The organism is Streptomyces sp. NPDC058741 (genome assembly GCF_042746715.1).
Lineage (GTDB): Bacteria > Actinomycetota > Actinomycetes > Streptomycetales > Streptomycetaceae > Streptomyces.
On record NZ_JBHYQH010000006.1, the window covers coordinates 110003 to 124763 of the forward strand.

A 14761-nucleotide genomic window follows, 5' to 3' on the forward strand; every position below is an offset into this window, starting at 1 on the left:
TCGGGAAGACGGCGGCCGGCTCCGGGACTGGGCCGACCGCCGTCTCTTTGGCATGATCGAGCTTCCGGACAGTTCACGGCGCCACACACATCGGGGGAGGTCGGCCCAGGTGATCCTCACGGTCGGGCTGAACACCGCTCTCGACATCACCTACCGCGTGCGGTCCCTCAGGGCGCACGCCTCCCACCGCGTCTCCGAGGTGACGGAACGCCCCGGCGGCAAGGGCGTCAACGTGGCCCGGGTCCTCGCGGCCCTCGGCCACGAGGTGACGGTGACCGGTTTCACGGGCGGGGCGACGGGCCGGGTCGTACGGGAGCGGCTCGCCTCGGTGCCGGGTGTGGTCGACGCGCTGGTCCCGGTCTCGGGCACGACCCGCCGCACCATAGCCGTGGTCGACGACCGGACGGGCGACACCACACAGCTGAACGAACCGGGCCCGGCGATCACGCCCACCGAGTGGTCGGCCTTCCAGGAGGCCTACGGGGAGCTGCTGCGGTCCGCCTCCGCCGTGGCCCTGTGCGGCAGTCTGCCGCCGGGCGTGCCGGTGGGCGCGTACGCGGGCCTGGTCCGCACGGCCCGCTCCTGCGGGATACCGGTCCTGCTGGACACGAGCGGCGAGCCGCTGCGGCGGGGTGTGGCGGCCCGCCCGGACATCATCAAGCCCAACGCCGACGAACTGGCGGAACTGACCGGCTCCCACGACCCCCTGCGCGCCACCCAGGACGCCCGCCGCCGCGGCGCGGGCGCGGTCGTCGCGTCCCTCGGCCCGGAGGGTCTCCTCGCGGCCACCCGGGACGGCCGCTGGCAGGCCACACCGCCGTTCCCCGTCCGGGGCAACCCGACGGGCGCGGGCGACTCGGCGGTGGCGGGCCTGCTCTCCGGACTGATCGACCACCTCCCCTGGCCGGACCGCCTGGCCCGCGCGACAGCCCTCTCGGCGGCGACGGCTCAGGCACCGGTGGCCGGGGAGTTCGACCGGGGGGTGTACGAGGAGCTGCTGGGGAGGGTGGCGGTCTCGGGGAAGGTCAGCGCCGCGTGAGCGGTGCCCCTACTTCTGCAGCCACATCTGGTCGAGGAGCGCGTCGCACTGGTTGCCCTCGTTGCAGGCGAGCTCGATCGTGTTGGTGCCCTTGGTCAGGTTCACGTTCGACCACGTCTCCTTCCAGCCCTTCTCATAGTCACCCTTCGGCGTCCCGCCGAAGTTCTCCATGTTGAGGGGCCGGCTCTCGGCCTCGCCGTTGACGATCAGCGTGGCGTTGGCGTCCACTCCCGGGACGCTGTAGCGCGTGTAGAACCTGTACCTGCCGGCTTCCTTGATCCCGTCGACGGTCCAGGTGACCTTGGCGCCCACCTGGTTGAAGCCGGTCACATAGACGCCGCCGTCGGCCTTCGCGCCCTGGACGTCCGACGCAGTCGTCACACCGGGGCTGAGCCGCAGCGCCTTGGCGTCGATGGCCGGAAGCTCGACCTCGCCGTCGCCGGCCTTGGTCGTGGACGGCGTCGGTTCCGAGCTCTGGGACTGCGTCGGGGACGTGCCCGCCTGGTCGTCCGAGTCGCCCTTGTCGTCGTCGCCGCCCACCATGGCCACGCCGATGCCGATGACGACCGCGGCGACCACCGCGATCGCGCCGATCAGCAGGCCCTTGGTGTTGGGGCCGCGGCCTCCCCGGCCGCCGCGGCCGCCCGACGCCATCGCCGTCTGGGTGGCGGGGGCGCCGCCGGGCAGCGTCTCCGGCGCCGCGTAGTGGGCGTTCGGCTGGCCGTACGCGCCCGGCTGCGGCGGGGCCTGCCCGTAGGACGCCGTCTGGGCCTGTTGGGGCTGCCCGTACTGGCGTGTGCCGACCGCCCGCACCCGGTTGACCGAGTTCGGGTAACCGTAGCCACCACCGGACGGCGGCTGGGCCCCGTTGGCCTGTCCGTCGGCGTAGAGGTAGCCGAACGGGTCGTCGTCCTCGGGCGTGCTCGCGCCGTTGTTGCCGGGCGTCATCCCTAGGTCTCCTCAGTCAGGTGCGGTGCGTGCGGTACATGGGACAGAGGGCGAGCCTACCCGCTCCCAGTGACCCGAACAGGTGACTCAGACCGCATCAACCCGCTGACCAGGCGTTCAACCCGCGCGTCTGTGTTGTTTGGGACGAGATCGTTTCTCGACGTACATCCGCTCGTCAGCTGACTTCAACACTTCGTCCGCGGTCATTCCACAATGTGCCCATCCGATGCCGAAACTGGCGCCCACGCGGACGGCCCGCCCCTCGGCGCGGATGGGCTGGATGATCTCGTTGCGGAGGCGGGCCGCGAGGTCCTGGGCGTCGGCCCGGCCGAGCCCGTCGGCGAGGATGACGAACTCGTCACCCCCGAGCCGCGCGACCGTGTCCCCGTCGCGCACGCCGTTGCTGAGCCGCCGGGCGACCTCGATGAGCACCGCGTCCCCCGCGTTGTGCCCGAACCGGTCGTTGATCGACTTGAAGCCGTCGAGGTCGCAGAAGAGCACCGCGAGGCCCTTGGTGCCGTCGTCGTGGTCGCCGTCCGGGGCGACCGTGTGCACGTGGTGGTCGTAGGCGTCGTACGGCTCGGCGCCCTGCCGGAAGTCGAAGCCGGGATCGGCCACGTCGAAGCCGGGATGGCCGTAGGCCGCGTCGTGGGACTCGGCGACGACCGAGTGCGGCGTGGCCCGCCGGCAGAGCCGCGCGGAGAGGCGGGAGCGCAGCTCGGCGGAGTTCGGCAGGCCGGTGAGCGAGTCGTGGGAGGCGCGGTGGGCGAGCTGCAGCTCGCGGCGCTTGCGCTCCTCGATGTCCTCGACGTGGGTGAGCAGGAAGCGCGGACCGTCGGCGGCGTCGGCGACGACGCTGTTGCGCAGGCTGACCCAGACGTACGTGCCGTCCCGGCGGCCCAGGCGCAGTTCGGCCCGTCCGCCCTCGGCCGAGGTCCGCAGCAGGGTGCCTATGTCCTCGGGGTGGACCAGGTCGGAGAAGGAGTAGCGGCGCATCGCGGAGGCCGGGCGGCCCAGCAGCCGGCACAGGGCGTCGTTCGTACGCAGGATCCGGCCGTGCTGGTCGCCGCCCATCTCGGCGATGGCCATGCCGGACGGGGCGTACTCGAAGGCCTGCCGGAAGCTCTCCTCGCTGGACCGCAGCGCCTGCTGCTCGCGCTCCAGGCGGACGAGGGCGCGCTGCATGTTGGCCCGCAGCCGGGCGTTGCTGATCGCGATGGCGGCCTGGAAGGCGTACATCTGGAGCGCCTCGCGGCCCCAGGCGCCGGGACGGCGGCCGTTGCGCGGGCGGTCCACGGAGAGCACGCCCACCAGCTCGCCGCACCCTCCGGCGCCCTGCGGTCCGGGCGCGTACATGGGCGCGAACAGCCGGTCGGCCGGGTGCCACTCGTCCTCGAAGCGGGGAGCGGGGCCGTCGGTGTACCACTGCGGGACGTCGTCGTCGTCGAGGACCCAGCCCTCGGTGTGCGGTATGAACACCAGGTCGCCCCAGTGCTCCCCCATGCCGAGGCGGCGTTCCCAGGAGTCGCGGGAGCCGACGCGGCCGGTGATGAGGGCCTCGGCGGCGGGGTTCCCGGCGAGGGCCGCGACCACGAGGTCGCCGTCGGGACGGACCAGGTTCACGCACGCCAGCTCGTACCCGAGGGCGGCGACCACGCCCTCCGCGACGGTCTGCAGGGTGTCCGCCAGGCTGCGGGCCGTGTTCATGTCGGCCATGGCCTGGTGCAGTTGCCGCAGGGACGCAAGGCGGACGTACGGCTCCGAATCGGTCTCCATGCTCGCCCTCCCCCCGAGTACCTCGCAGCGAATCAAGGGTTCTCATCGGCGTATCGTCCTGGCAGCTTCCCCGCCACTGAATCACAGCGCGCTGCCCACTCGGTACACAGGGTCAACAATTCCTGTCCCTTGTGACTCAAGTCACATGCAAACCTGAACAGTTGAGTGGAGTTTCTGCGTTCTTCACGTGCGGCTACGTAACGCAATGTTTGCCGGATTGCGCACATCTATTGACCGACCGTCCGGCAGAAGGAGTCTGCGGGGCTCCGTGGGGGTCCGCCAGGAGATCTAGGACCTTGATCGGGTGGTAGCCCGATGCGGGGCGCGCGAAAGGCAGATTAGCGTTCCGGGTGTGCCGAACACTCCGCCCACGCCGTCCCCGATCCTTCCGCCGTCCGCCTGCGGGCATGCTGAGGGGGTGAGCAACGACGAGTTCCGCGCCGCCATGTCCCGGCTGGCCTCGGGCGTGGTCCTGGTGACCTCGCAGGAGCCACCGCTCGACCCGGACGACCCCACGGCACCCGGCGGCGAGGACGTGGGCATGACGGCCACGGCCTTCATGTCGGTGTCCCTGGACCCGCCCCTGGTGCTGGTGAGCCTGCGCTCGGGCTCCCGCATGGACGAACTGCTGGAGGAGCAGGACCTGTGGGCGGTCTCGGTGCTCGCCGAGAGCCAGCGGCACATCGCGGGCCGGTTCGCCATGAAGGGCCGGGTCAGCGACCGCCTGCTCTTCGCGGACATCCCGTACACCCGCGGTGAGCACACCGACGCGCCCCTCGTGGGAGGCGCCCTGGCCGTTCTGGAGTGCCGCACCGAACAGCGGGTGGAGGCCGGCGACCACACGCTGGTCATCGGCCGGGTCCTCACCGCCCGCGTGCCGAGCGCCGAAGGCGGCCCGCTGACGTACTTCCGGGGCCGCTACCGGCAGTTGGGCTGAGCACGGGCGTCGGCCCGGATCCGACCGGCCGTCCCTGGTGCGTCCATGCCCCCGCCCGGCCCCCGCCTCGAAGAGATCACCCCCGCGAACCTCGACGCCGCCCTCGCCGTCCGCGTCCGCCCCGACCAGGAGCACGCGGTCGCCCCGGTCGTGAAGTCCCTCGCCGAGGCCTACGTCCGTCCCGGCATCGCCTGGCCCCGGCCGCTCGTCGACGGCGACCGCCCGGCCGGCTTCCTCATGGCCTGCCTCGGCATCGACTGGTACGGGGACGGCAGCGACATCCGTTCGGGCCTGTGGCGGCTGGACATCGCGGCCGGGGAGCAGGGCAAGGGACACGGCCGCTTCGCCGTCGAGTCGGTCGCCGGGGAGCCGCGCCGCCGCGGCACCGACAGGTACCACGTCACCTGGCACCCGGGCCCGAACGGCCCCGAGGGCTTCCACCCCAGGCTCGACTCCCGGCCGAACGGCCCCGAGGGCCTCCACCTCGCGCTCGACTCCCGGCCGAACGGCCCCGAGGGCCTCCACCTCGCGCTCGACTCCCGGCCGAACGGCCCCGAGGGCCTCCACCCCAGGCTCGACTCCCGGCCGAACGGCCCCGAGGGCCTCCACCCCAGGCTCGACTCCCGGCCGAACGGCCCCGAGGGCTTCCACCTCGCGCTCGACTCCCGGCCGAACGGCCCCGAGGGCTTCCACCTCGGGGCCGACTCCCGGCCGAACGGGGAGAACAGCGGGGGGCAGGCAGTGGGCGTGCGGGACCTGTCCTTGTCCTAACCCCAGTCGCGCGCGGAGCGCCCCCGTTTGGTCTCCGAGCGCTGCTTCTTCTCCCGCAGCCGCCGTTCGTTGATGCCGCGCGGGATGCGGGTCGGCCTGCGGGGCTCGGGAGGGGGCGCGGTGGCCGCGGCCAGGAGCGCGGCCAGGCGTACGGCGGCGGCCTCGCGGTTGCGCCACTGGGAGCGGTGCTCGGAGGAGCGAACGGTGACCACGCCGTCCACCAGGCGCCCGGCCAGCCGCTCCAGCGCCCGCCGCTTCCACACCTCCGGCAGCGCCTCGGTCCCCGCCAGGTCGAAACTCAGCTCGACCTTGGAGTCGCTGGTGTTCACGTGCTGTCCGCCCGGCCCGGAGGAACGCGAGAAACGCCACATGAGCTCGGCCTCGGGCAGACAGACGGAACCGCGGATGACGTGGGGACCGGACATGCCGTCCATGTTCCCGCTTCTGTCCGGTCCACGTCACCCCCATTAACCTCGGGTAAAGAAAGTAAAGGAGCAGGAACCTCGCGTACCCCTCTCCGCGTTCAAGGAGGTAGCTGTAGCTTCTTTGCCGTACGTAAACGAGGGAAGGGACTCCCAACAATGGCTGTAAGCCTGTCCAAGGGTGGCAACGTCTCGCTCACCAAGGAGGCTCCGGGCCTGACCGCCGTCACCGTGGGCCTCGGCTGGGACGTCCGCACCACCACCGGCACGGACTTCGACCTCGACGCCTCCGCGATCGCGGTCAACACACAGGGCAAGGTCTACTCGGACGCCCACTTCGTCTTCTTCAACAACAAGCAGACGCCGGACAACTCGATCGTCCACACCGGCGACAACCGCACGGGCGAGGGCGCCGGCGACGACGAGGCGATCAACGTCAACCTCGCCGCCCTCCCGGCCGACATCGACAAGATCGTCTTCCCGGTCTCGATCTACGACGCCGAGAACCGCTCGCAGAACTTCGGCCAGGTGCGCAACGCCTACATCCGCGTCGTCAACCAGGCCGGCGGCACCGAGATCGCCCGCTACGACCTCTCCGAGGACGCGGCGACGGAGACGGCCATGGTCTTCGGCGAGCTGTACCGCAACGGCGCCGAGTGGAAGTTCCGCGCGGTCGGCCAGGGCTACGCCTCGGGCCTGGTGGGCATCGCCCAGGACTTCGGCGTGAACGTCTGACGCACGCCCGTCCGTCCTCGTACGGAGCCCCCGGCCGCCGCCATCGGGCCGAGGGCTCCGACGTCCTCGGGGCCGCGCCCCCTCAGGCCCGCTCCGGCTTCCCCTCCCCGTACAGCCAGTCGTCCCAGATCCCCTGGACGTCCGCGCCCGGGGCCCGCTCCTCGACGAACGCCGTGAAGTCGGCCGTGTCGGCGTTGCCGTGGCGGTAGGTGTCCGCCCAGCCCCGGAGGAGACGCCGGAACGTCTCGTCGCCGACGGCCTGCCGGACCTTGTGCAGCACCATCGCCCCGCGCCCGTACACGGGCGGGTCGGAGATCCGCGCGGCGCTCGGGGGCTTCGCCGGCGGGAACTCCCAGAGCGCCCCGGCGTCCGCCCCCGCGCCGGGGGAGTCGCCGGAGTACAGCGCGTCGAACGTCTCCTGGGCGCTGCGCCCGCCGTGCTCCTCCTCCCACAGCCACTCCGCGTACGTCGCGAACCCCTCGTTGAGCCACATGTCCCGCCAGCTCCGGGGGGTCACGGAGTCGCCGTACCACTGGTGGGCCAGCTCGTGCACGAGGAGCGTCATGTCGGGCGCCCCGGGGAAGACCGGCCGGGTCTGGGTCTCCAGCGCGTAGCCGACCTCCGGGGCCCGGTCGACGATCGCGCCGGCTGCGGAGAACGGATACGGCCCGAACCACCGCTCCGCCCAGCGCAGCACCTCGGGGATCCGAGCCAGCACCGCCCGGCTCCCCTCCGCCTCGGCCGGGTCGACGGCCGTGTACACGGGCAGGTCACCGGCCCGGGAGCGGCTGACGTCGAACCGGCCGATCGCCAGTGTCGCCAGGTAGCTCGCCATCGGCTCGGCGCTGCGCCAGGTGAACGTCGTCCGGCCCTGGCGCGTCGTCTCGCCGCGCGGCTCCCCGTTGGAGACGGCCCGCAGCCCCTGTGGCACGGTCACCGTGAGGTCGTAGGCCGCCTTGTCGGAAGGGTGGTGGTTGCCGGGGAACCACGCCATCGACCCCGTCGGCTCGCCGAGCGCCAGCACCCCGTCAGCGGTGCGCAGCCAGCCCTCCTCGGAGCCGTCGGGGTCGGTGACGGTCTCCGGGGCGCCGGAGTAGCGGACGGTCACCCGGAACACCTCCCCCCGGTCGAGATCGCCCGGCGGGCGGACGGTCAGCTCCTGCCCGGCGCGGTGGAAGCGGGCCGTGTCGCGGCCGACGGTGACGTCCTCGACCTCCAGGCCGCGCAGGTCGAGGTTGAACGCGGAGAGGTCCTGCGTGGCCCGTGCGGTGAGGGTGGCCGTGCCGGTGAGGTGGCGGGTGTCCGGGGCGTAGGCCAGGCGCAGGGCGTAGTGGGTGACGTCGTAGCCGCCGTTGCCCGCCTTCGGGAAGTACGCGTCGCGTACGCCCGAGGCGCCCGGAGTGCCCTGGACCCCGCCGCCGCACGCCGTGAGGCCGAGGGCGGACGCGAGCAGGACGGGGACAAGACGTACAGATCGGGCCACGCCCGCGATCCTACGGGCGCGTGACACCATCACCTGCGTGCTCGACATCGGCTACGCCCTCTCCCACCGCTTCCCCGACCCGCCGCAGACCGACTACCGCCGCGCGGACGTCCGCTCCCTGCGGCACGACCTGTTCTGCGGTGACGTCTACCTGGCGGACACCAGGACCGACCACGAGGTGTCCACGGCCTGGGGATGGGTGCCGGTGCTCGACTTCGCGTGGGCGCTGTGCGACATCGTGGAGCGCATCGACCGCGACCCGGCCGGCTCACGGGCCTCCCGGCCGCAGCGGGCGGAGCTGGACTTCACCGAGTCGACCGACCGGATGCTCTTCGAGCGCCGCTTCGGCTGGGTGGACATCGAGGCCGACTGGATGCGCCCGGAGGAGCCCCCGCTGACCGTCTCCCACGCCGAACTGCGGCGCGAGGCACGGGACTTCCTGCACGACCTGATCGCCGACCTCGTCGACCTGCACGACGATCTCGCGGAGAACCCGGCGATCTGGACCCTCCAGGCCCGCTTCCCCCGGCTTCCCTGAGGGGCACCCGGCGATGCCGAGGGGCGCGGTCGCCCCGCCCCCTCACCCCTCCACCCGGATCCCCCACTGCGCCGCCAGCACCGGGGCCAGGTCCAGCAGCTGGGCCGGGCTGATCACCGCTCCGGCCAGCCGGTCCAGGCCCCTGCTGATCTCCAGCGACGCGGCCCCGCGCAGGTCGACGTCCGTGAGGATCGCCGCCTGGAGGTCGGCTCCCCTCACGGCGCAGTCGACGAACTCCACCCGCTCCAGGCGGGCCCCGCCGAAGTCCGGCTCGACCAGGACGCAGCCCTCGAAGACGACGTCCCGGAGACGGGCCGTGCGCAGATTCGCATAGTCGATCTTGCCGCCGCGGATGAGCACCCGCTCCAGCACCGCCCCGTGCAACTGCGGTCCGCCGAGGCGGGCGTCGGTCAGCTCCACGTCCCGCAGGGTCGCCTCCGCGAGATCCGTGCCGACGCCCCGTACGCCGCCGAGGACCGAGTCCAGCACCCGGGCGTGACGCAGCCGCGTCCCGTCCAGGGCGCAGCCCTTCAGCACGCAGTCCATGAAACGGGCGCCCGAGCCGTCCTGCCCGCCGAGGTCCGCGTCCCGGAACTCCAGCCCGTCGTAGTCCCCGTCCGGCTCCAGCGCACCGCCCCCGAACCGCTCCAGCTCCGGCAGCCGCACCTCCGGTCGCCGCGCCCCCTTCACACCCGTACCGCCCGCCGTTCTCCTCGCCATGCCCTCATGCTGCACCCCGCCACTGACACTCCCCCCTGACCTGCTCGGACACCGGCGAGGTCACACCGCGCGGTCCCGGGGGCGTCGTACAGGCCGAAGCGCGCCGGACGCACGCCGGCCAGACGCACAGGGCGCACCAGAAGGCCGAACCCGACGCCCCAGGGAGATCCCCAGCCATGCGGTTTCGTCCCCGTCGGCTACGCCGAACTGGCCGTCACCGACGCCCGGCGCCTGCACGAGATCCCCGGGAACCTCGACTTCGCCCAGGCCGTCGCCATGATCGGCACGGGCCGTACGGCCATGGGGATCCTGCAGTTCGCCGACCTCGGGCCCGGCGCGGTGGTCGTCGTCTCGGCCGCCGCCGGAGGCATCGGCACGCTCCTCGTGCAGTACGCGAAGAACACCGGCGCCACGGTCGTCGCGGGCGTCTCGCCCCGGGTCGTCACGGAGATCCCCGGGCACAGCTCCATGCGGATGATGACCCGCTGCACCCACGCCGCGTCGGTCCTCGCGAACGACGCGGCGAAGGAGATGGGGGATGCGCTGTGGGGCTGGGATCTGTATCGCTGTTTGCAGCAATGGCAACTAGCGCTGCAACTGGGCCGGAAGCAGACCAGCGGTTCCCCGAAGGAAACCGCTGGTCAGAGGTAGAGCCCCCTGTCGGATTCGAACCGACGACCTACGCATTACAAGTGCGTTGCTCTGGCCAGCTGAGCTAAGGAGGCGCGCGTACTACGACGCCGTACGCGAGGCGTCACCACTGTACACAGAGCCCGTTACCGCGAGCCACGAAGTTCCGTCCGGGCCGGTCACCGCAGCTCGTACGTGAAGCGGTACGCCACGGACGGCTCGCCGTGCCGTGCGGTGAAGGCGCCCTCGCCCTTCAGCCCGGTCAGTTGCCCGGTGCCGGAGCCGGGGACCACCTCGAAGGCGCAGTGGACGGTTCCGTCCTCGTCGAACCGTCCGCGCTCCTCCACGGCGAAGCTCCCCTCGCGTCCGTCGAGGCGGCCGGTGAGGAGTTCCATGCCGCTGAAGGAGCCGGTCTCGGCGGTGACGTAGACGATGGAGTACTCGCAGGTCGTGGCGGTCGCCTCGATGCCGCCCGTGAACGTGTTGCGGACGGTGGCGTGGGCGAGGCGCGGGATCGTGTCCTCGTCCGGGGCGATCACGCGTTCCTGCCAGTCGGCGAAGGTGAAGTGGCCGGTCGTGGTGGTGGGGGTGGGGGTCTGCGTGCCGGGCATGAGCGGGTGGTCCTCTCGGGTCGTGCGGGGCGGGCCCCGCGGCAGCCGTACGGGACCAGCCTCGGCTCCGTACCTGACACCTTCTGTCAGGTACGGCGGATCCGTCGCGACAATGGCCTCCATGCGCGCCGACCGGCTCCTCTCCCTGCTCCTGCTGCTGCAGAACCGCGGGCGGATGACCGCGCCCGAGCTCGCCGCCGAGCTGGAGGTCTCGGTGCGGACGGTCTACCGGGACGTCGAGGCGCTGGGCGCGGCGGGCGTGCCGGTGTGCGCGGACCGCGGGCCGGAGGGCGGCTACCGGCTGATGGACGGGTACCGGACGCGGCTGACCGGGCTGACCGACGCCGAGGCGGGGTCGCTCTTCCTCGCCGGGATGCCCGGGCCCGCCCGGGACCTCGGTCTGGGGGCGGTCCTGGCGAGCGCCCAGCTGAAGGTGCAGGCGGCCCTGCCCGCCGGGCTCGCCGGGCAGGCGCGCCGGGTGCAGGAACGGTTCCACCTGGACGCGCCGGCCTGGTTCCGGGAGGCCGACCCGGTGCCGTGCCTGGAGGCGGTGGCGGTGGCCGTGTGGGAGCGGCGGGTGCTGCGCGTGCACTACCGGCGCTGGCGCGGCGAGGTGCACCGGGAGGTACGGCCGCTGGGGCTCGTGCTGAAGGGCGGGATCTGGTACCTGGTCGCACTGGCGGAGGAGACCGTGCGCACCTACCGGGTCTCGCGCCTGCTGGCCGTCGAGGAGACCGGTGAGCTCTTCGACCGCCCGGCCGGGTTCGACCTGGCCGCCCACTGGGAGGAGTCGTCCCGGCGCCTGGAGGCCGCTCTGCGGCAGGGAGTCGCCCGGGTGCGGCTCTCACCGCGGGGGCGGAAGCTGCTGCCGATGCAGTTCGGGGCGGCGGGGGTACGAGCCCTCGACAGCGCCGGACCGCCGGACGAGGGCGGCTGGACCGAGGTGGAACTGGACGTGGAGAGCGAGGCCGTGGCGGTCGGCGACCTGCTGCGGCTGGGACCCGAGGCGGAGGTGCTGGGGCCGCCCGGACTGCGGCGGGCCGTCGCCCGGGCGGTGGCGGCCCTGGCGGGGCGGTACGGCGAGTCGTGAGTCCCGCGGGGCCCCGGCGGCGCGAGGGTGCTTCGAAAATTTCCACGAAGTTCACAGGCCCGGAACTACTGACAGACGTATGAACGCCAGGTAGCGTCCCTTGCCAGTTCACTGGCGTGGACCACACCACAACGGAACACCCGTCGTGGCTTCGCCTTCCTACTCGGATCGTCCGGCACGTTCCTGCCGGTAGAAGGGGACCATTCACCATGGCCACTGTCACGTTCGACAAGGCGACCCGGATCTACCCGGGTTCCACCAAGCCCGCCGTCGACGCACTGGACATCGAGATCGCCGACGGCGAGTTCCTCGTCCTCGTCGGCCCGTCCGGCTGCGGCAAGTCCACCTCGCTCCGCATGCTCGCGGGGCTCGAGGACGTCAACGGCGGCGCCATCCGCATCGGCGACCGCGACGTCACCCACCTGCCGCCGAAGGACCGGGACATCGCCATGGTGTTCCAGAACTACGCGCTCTACCCGCACATGACGGTCGCCGACAACATGGGCTTCGCGCTCAAGATCGCCGGCGTCAACAAGGCGGAGATCCGGCAGAAGGTCGAGGAGGCCGCGAAGATCCTCGACCTCACCGAGTACCTCGACCGCAAGCCGAAGGCGCTCTCCGGCGGTCAGCGCCAGCGTGTCGCGATGGGCCGCGCCATCGTGCGCGAGCCGCAGGTGTTCCTCATGGACGAGCCGCTGTCCAACCTGGACGCCAAGCTCCGCGTGTCCACCCGCACGCAGATCGCCTCCCTCCAGCGCCGCCTGGGCATCACCACCGTCTACGTCACCCACGACCAGGTCGAGGCCCTCACCATGGGCGACCGGGTCGCGGTCCTCAAGGACGGTCTGCTCCAGCAGGTCGACACCCCGCGCAACATGTACGACAAGCCCGCGAACCTGTTCGTCGCCGGGTTCATCGGCTCCCCGGCCATGAACCTGGTCGAGGTCCCGGTCACGGACGGCGGTGTGAAGTTCGGCAACTCGGTGGTGCCGGTGGAGCGCGACGCGCTCTCCGCCACCAGCGACAAGGCCGTCACCGTGGGCGTCCGCCCCGAGCACTTCGACGTGGCCGGCCCCGAGGCCGACCTGGGTGTCGCGGTCACCGTGAACGTCGTCGAGGAGCTCGGCTCCGACGCCTTCGTCTACGGCACCGCCAACGTCGGCGGCGAGACGAAGGACCTCGTGGTCCGCGTCGGCGGCCGTGACGTCCCGGAGAAGGGCAGCACGCTGCACGTCGTCCCGCGCGCCGGCGAGACCCACGTGTTCTCGACCTCCACGGGCGAGCGTCTCTCCGACTGACCTCCCGCACACCGCGCACGACTCCGGGTGATTCACCCGAGTTGGTGAAGAGGGCCCCGCAGCACGCTGCGGGGCCCTTCACGTTGTCGACAAATACCCCGGCAGACCGGACGTTTTCGAGCGCTGTGCGTCAACCCCATACCCACAATGCGCCCCTCCCCCATCCCCCGAACCGGTGACTAAATGTCTACAAACCATGACCGGGCGCTACTCTCACACGCGTGAAGCACTCCACTACCCCACAGACGCGACGCGGCCGGGGCCCCGCCCGCCGGATCGGCCGCACCCTCGCTTTCGTCCTGCCCGTCGTCCTGGTGCTCTCCGGGACCCTCGCGGTCACCCGAGTCGACTGGTCGGGGAACTCCACCGACCCGGTGCTCACCGCGGCGGACACCGCCATGTCCGCCGGCACCGCGCGGGCCGTCGAGCGCGCCCCGCAGGACGTCCTGCGCGACAGGCTGCTGACCGAACTGCAGCAGGAGAACCCGGGCGTCGCCCTGACCCACCTCCAGCAGGCCGTCAACGGCCGTCCGTCGCTGGCGAAGCACTGCACGTCCATCGCCCGCGCCCTCGGCCAGGCCGCCGTCCGGGTCTACGGCCCGACCCGCGCCCAGTCCTACGCCCGTCCGGTCTGCGACACCGCCTTCGCCACAGGTGTCGCCGCGGCGCACGGCTGAGCGCGCCGCCCGGCACCGGGTGCCGGGTGAGCGGGAGGGGAACCAGGCGACGGCCGGGGCGGGCCCCGTCGTCCGCCGCCGCAGCGGGCGGGACGCCACGTACAGTTCGGTCTCATGAGCGATCCGAGCGCCGCGTCCCGCCCCGTTCAAGCCGTGGTTCTGGCCGGTGGCCAGGGCTCCCGGCTGCGTCCCTACACCGACGACCGGCCCAAGCCGATGGTCGAGATCCCCGGGACGGGGACGCCGATCATCGGCCATCAGCTGTGCTGGCTCGCCGAGGAGGGCGTGACCGACGTGGTGGTCTCCTGCGGCCACCTCGCCGACGTCCTGCAGAAGTGGCTGGAGACGGCCGATCTGCCGGTGTCCGTCACCACCGTCGTGGAGTCCGAGCCGCTCGGGCGCGGCGGCGGTCTCAAGTACGCCGCGGCGCACCTGCCCCACCCCGACCGGCCCTGGTACGCCACCAACGGGGACATCTGGACCCGGTTCTCCCTGCGCGACATGGCCGACTTCCACGCCGAGCGGGACGCGATCGCGACCCTGGCGCTGGCCCGGCCCCGGCTGCCGTGGGGTGCCGTGGAGACCGACGGGTTCGGCCGCATCACCGACTTCATCGAGGCACCGCCGTCGACGTTCGAGATCAACGCGGGCGTCTACGTCTTCTCCCCCGAGTTCGCGGGTCTGCTGCCGCAGCGGGGGGACCATGAGCGGACGACGTTCCCCCGCCTCGCCCGGGAACACCGGCTGGCCGGCTACACCATCCCGCAGGGCTCGTACTGGCGAGCCATCGACACGGCGAAGGACCTGACCGAGGCGGCCAAGGAACTGGCGGCACTGGGCCGCTGAGCCCGTCCGGCGGCACCGGCGGCCCGGCAGCAGAGGCGGCACCGGCGGCCCGCCCCGGCGGCAGCGGCAGCGAGTGCGCGTCACCACCGAGGCGCTCCGGGGCGTTCGGCGCTGACAGCCGTGTCCGGAGCGGCGGCACGACCCCGGCGGCCCGGCAGCAGAGGCGGCACCGGCGGCCCGCCCCGGCGGCAGCGGCAGCGAGTGCGCGTCACCACCGAGGCGCTCCGGGGCGTTCGGCCG

General features: G+C 72.4%; 14 protein-coding genes, 1 tRNA gene and 2 pseudogenes. 10 read left to right on the forward strand and 7 right to left on the reverse strand.

Annotated features, from left to right (window positions below; genetic code table 11):
• The first annotated feature begins 109 nt into the window (after positions 1-109).
• Positions 110-1039 (forward strand): 1-phosphofructokinase family hexose kinase, encoded by a 930-nt coding sequence (locus tag ACFW6P_RS07200; RefSeq protein WP_386347183.1) that lies wholly within the window; start codon positions 110-112, stop codon positions 1037-1039.
• Between the two features lie 9 nt (positions 1040-1048).
• Here the strand turns inward: ACFW6P_RS07200 and ACFW6P_RS07205 are convergent, their stop codons facing one another.
• Both ACFW6P_RS07205 and cdgB read right to left on the reverse strand, forming a co-directional pair.
• Positions 1049-1987: a carbohydrate-binding protein gene (locus ACFW6P_RS07205; protein ID WP_386423123.1), complete on the reverse strand. Its 939-nt coding sequence runs from the start codon at positions 1985-1987 to the stop codon at positions 1049-1051.
• Between the two features lie 117 nt (positions 1988-2104).
• The gene (gene cdgB / locus ACFW6P_RS07210; protein ID WP_386423125.1) at positions 2105-3763 is read right to left on the reverse strand and encodes a diguanylate cyclase CdgB; all 1659 of its coding nucleotides are present in this window, start codon (positions 3761-3763) and stop codon (positions 2105-2107) included.
• A gap of 352 nt (positions 3764-4115) precedes the next feature.
• Here cdgB and ACFW6P_RS07215 point away from each other — a divergent pair, with 352 nt between their 5' ends.
• Both ACFW6P_RS07215 and ACFW6P_RS07220 read left to right on the forward strand, forming a co-directional pair.
• Positions 4116-4700, forward strand: a complete 585-nt coding sequence (locus ACFW6P_RS07215; protein WP_386347189.1) for a flavin reductase family protein — start codon at positions 4116-4118, stop codon at positions 4698-4700.
• Positions 4701-4745: 45 nt separating this feature from the next.
• A pseudogene (locus tag ACFW6P_RS07220) lies at positions 4746-5168 on the forward strand (GNAT family N-acetyltransferase); the annotation flags it as partial.
• 299 nt (positions 5169-5467) lie between these two features.
• Here ACFW6P_RS07220 and arfB read toward each other — a convergent pair.
• On the reverse strand, positions 5468-5905 hold the full coding sequence (gene arfB / locus ACFW6P_RS07225; protein ID WP_386347191.1) for an alternative ribosome rescue aminoacyl-tRNA hydrolase ArfB: 438 nt from the start codon (positions 5903-5905) through the stop codon (positions 5468-5470).
• A 147-nt stretch (positions 5906-6052) separates the two neighbouring features.
• Here arfB and ACFW6P_RS07230 point away from each other — a divergent pair, with 147 nt between their 5' ends.
• Positions 6053-6628, forward strand: coding sequence for a TerD family protein (locus tag ACFW6P_RS07230; RefSeq protein WP_386347193.1), 576 nt, complete (start codon positions 6053-6055; stop codon positions 6626-6628).
• A gap of 82 nt (positions 6629-6710) precedes the next feature.
• Here the strand turns inward: ACFW6P_RS07230 and ACFW6P_RS07235 are convergent, their stop codons facing one another.
• Complete coding sequence (locus ACFW6P_RS07235) at positions 6711-8111, reverse strand: M1 family metallopeptidase (RefSeq protein ID WP_386347195.1); 1401 nt, start codon at positions 8109-8111, stop codon at positions 6711-6713.
• Between the two features lie 37 nt (positions 8112-8148).
• Between ACFW6P_RS07235 and ACFW6P_RS07240 the strand changes: the two genes are divergently transcribed.
• Positions 8149-8649 (forward strand): hypothetical protein, encoded by a 501-nt coding sequence (locus tag ACFW6P_RS07240; RefSeq protein WP_386347197.1) that lies wholly within the window; start codon positions 8149-8151, stop codon positions 8647-8649.
• Positions 8650-8691: 42 nt separating this feature from the next.
• Here ACFW6P_RS07240 and ACFW6P_RS07245 read toward each other — a convergent pair whose 3' ends face one another.
• A complete protein-coding gene (locus ACFW6P_RS07245; protein WP_386347199.1) occupies positions 8692-9369 on the reverse strand; it encodes a pentapeptide repeat-containing protein in 678 nt (225 codons plus the stop codon).
• A 180-nt stretch (positions 9370-9549) separates the two neighbouring features.
• On the opposite strand from ACFW6P_RS07245, the pseudogene ACFW6P_RS07250 reads away from it, so the two are divergent.
• Positions 9550-9789 (forward strand): annotated as a pseudogene (locus ACFW6P_RS07250) (oxidoreductase); the annotation flags it as partial.
• A gap of 231 nt (positions 9790-10020) precedes the next feature.
• On the opposite strand, the gene ACFW6P_RS07255 reads toward ACFW6P_RS07250, so the two are convergent.
• Both ACFW6P_RS07255 and ACFW6P_RS07260 read right to left on the reverse strand, forming a co-directional pair.
• Positions 10021-10094: transfer RNA gene (locus tag ACFW6P_RS07255), tRNA-Thr, on the reverse strand.
• A gap of 84 nt (positions 10095-10178) precedes the next feature.
• Positions 10179-10610 (reverse strand): DUF3224 domain-containing protein, encoded by a 432-nt coding sequence (locus ACFW6P_RS07260; protein WP_386347201.1) that lies wholly within the window; start codon positions 10608-10610, stop codon positions 10179-10181.
• A 121-nt stretch (positions 10611-10731) separates the two neighbouring features.
• Between ACFW6P_RS07260 and ACFW6P_RS07265 the strand changes: the two genes are divergently transcribed.
• From ACFW6P_RS07265 to ACFW6P_RS07280, 4 genes are all read left to right on the forward strand, one after another.
• On the forward strand, positions 10732-11700 hold the full coding sequence (locus tag ACFW6P_RS07265) for a helix-turn-helix transcriptional regulator (RefSeq protein WP_386347203.1): 969 nt from the start codon (positions 10732-10734) through the stop codon (positions 11698-11700).
• A gap of 209 nt (positions 11701-11909) precedes the next feature.
• Positions 11910-12998, forward strand: a complete 1089-nt coding sequence (locus tag ACFW6P_RS07270) for an ABC transporter ATP-binding protein (RefSeq protein WP_386423128.1) — start codon at positions 11910-11912, stop codon at positions 12996-12998.
• Between the two features lie 221 nt (positions 12999-13219).
• Entirely contained in the window at positions 13220-13675 is a 456-nt protein-coding gene (locus tag ACFW6P_RS07275; RefSeq protein WP_386347207.1) for a hypothetical protein, read from the forward strand.
• Between the two features lie 114 nt (positions 13676-13789).
• Complete coding sequence (locus ACFW6P_RS07280; protein WP_386347209.1) at positions 13790-14521, forward strand: NDP-sugar synthase; 732 nt, start codon at positions 13790-13792, stop codon at positions 14519-14521.
• Positions 14522-14761: the final 240 nt, after the last annotated feature.

Excerpts from the sequence above, each read along its gene's own strand:
- ACFW6P_RS07205 (WP_386423123.1), bottom strand. The coding sequence starts at position 1,987 with ATGACGCCCGGCAACAACGGCGCGAGCACGCCCGAGGACGACGACCCG.
- cdgB (WP_386423125.1), bottom strand. The coding sequence starts at position 3,763 with ATGGAGACCGATTCGGAGCCGTACGTCCGCCTTGCGTCCCTGCGGCAA.
- arfB (WP_386347191.1), bottom strand. The coding sequence starts at position 5,905 with ATGGACGGCATGTCCGGTCCCCACGTCATCCGCGGTTCCGTCTGTCTG.
- ACFW6P_RS07230 (WP_386347193.1), top strand. The coding sequence starts at position 6,053 with ATGGCTGTAAGCCTGTCCAAGGGTGGCAACGTCTCGCTCACCAAGGAG.
- ACFW6P_RS07245 (WP_386347199.1), bottom strand. The coding sequence starts at position 9,369 with ATGGCGAGGAGAACGGCGGGCGGTACGGGTGTGAAGGGGGCGCGGCGA.
- ACFW6P_RS07260 (WP_386347201.1), bottom strand. The coding sequence starts at position 10,610 with ATGCCCGGCACGCAGACCCCCACCCCCACCACCACGACCGGCCACTTC.
- ACFW6P_RS07265 (WP_386347203.1), top strand. The coding sequence starts at position 10,732 with ATGCGCGCCGACCGGCTCCTCTCCCTGCTCCTGCTGCTGCAGAACCGC.
- ACFW6P_RS07270 (WP_386423128.1), top strand. The coding sequence starts at position 11,910 with ATGGCCACTGTCACGTTCGACAAGGCGACCCGGATCTACCCGGGTTCC.
- ACFW6P_RS07280 (WP_386347209.1), top strand. The coding sequence starts at position 13,790 with ATGAGCGATCCGAGCGCCGCGTCCCGCCCCGTTCAAGCCGTGGTTCTG.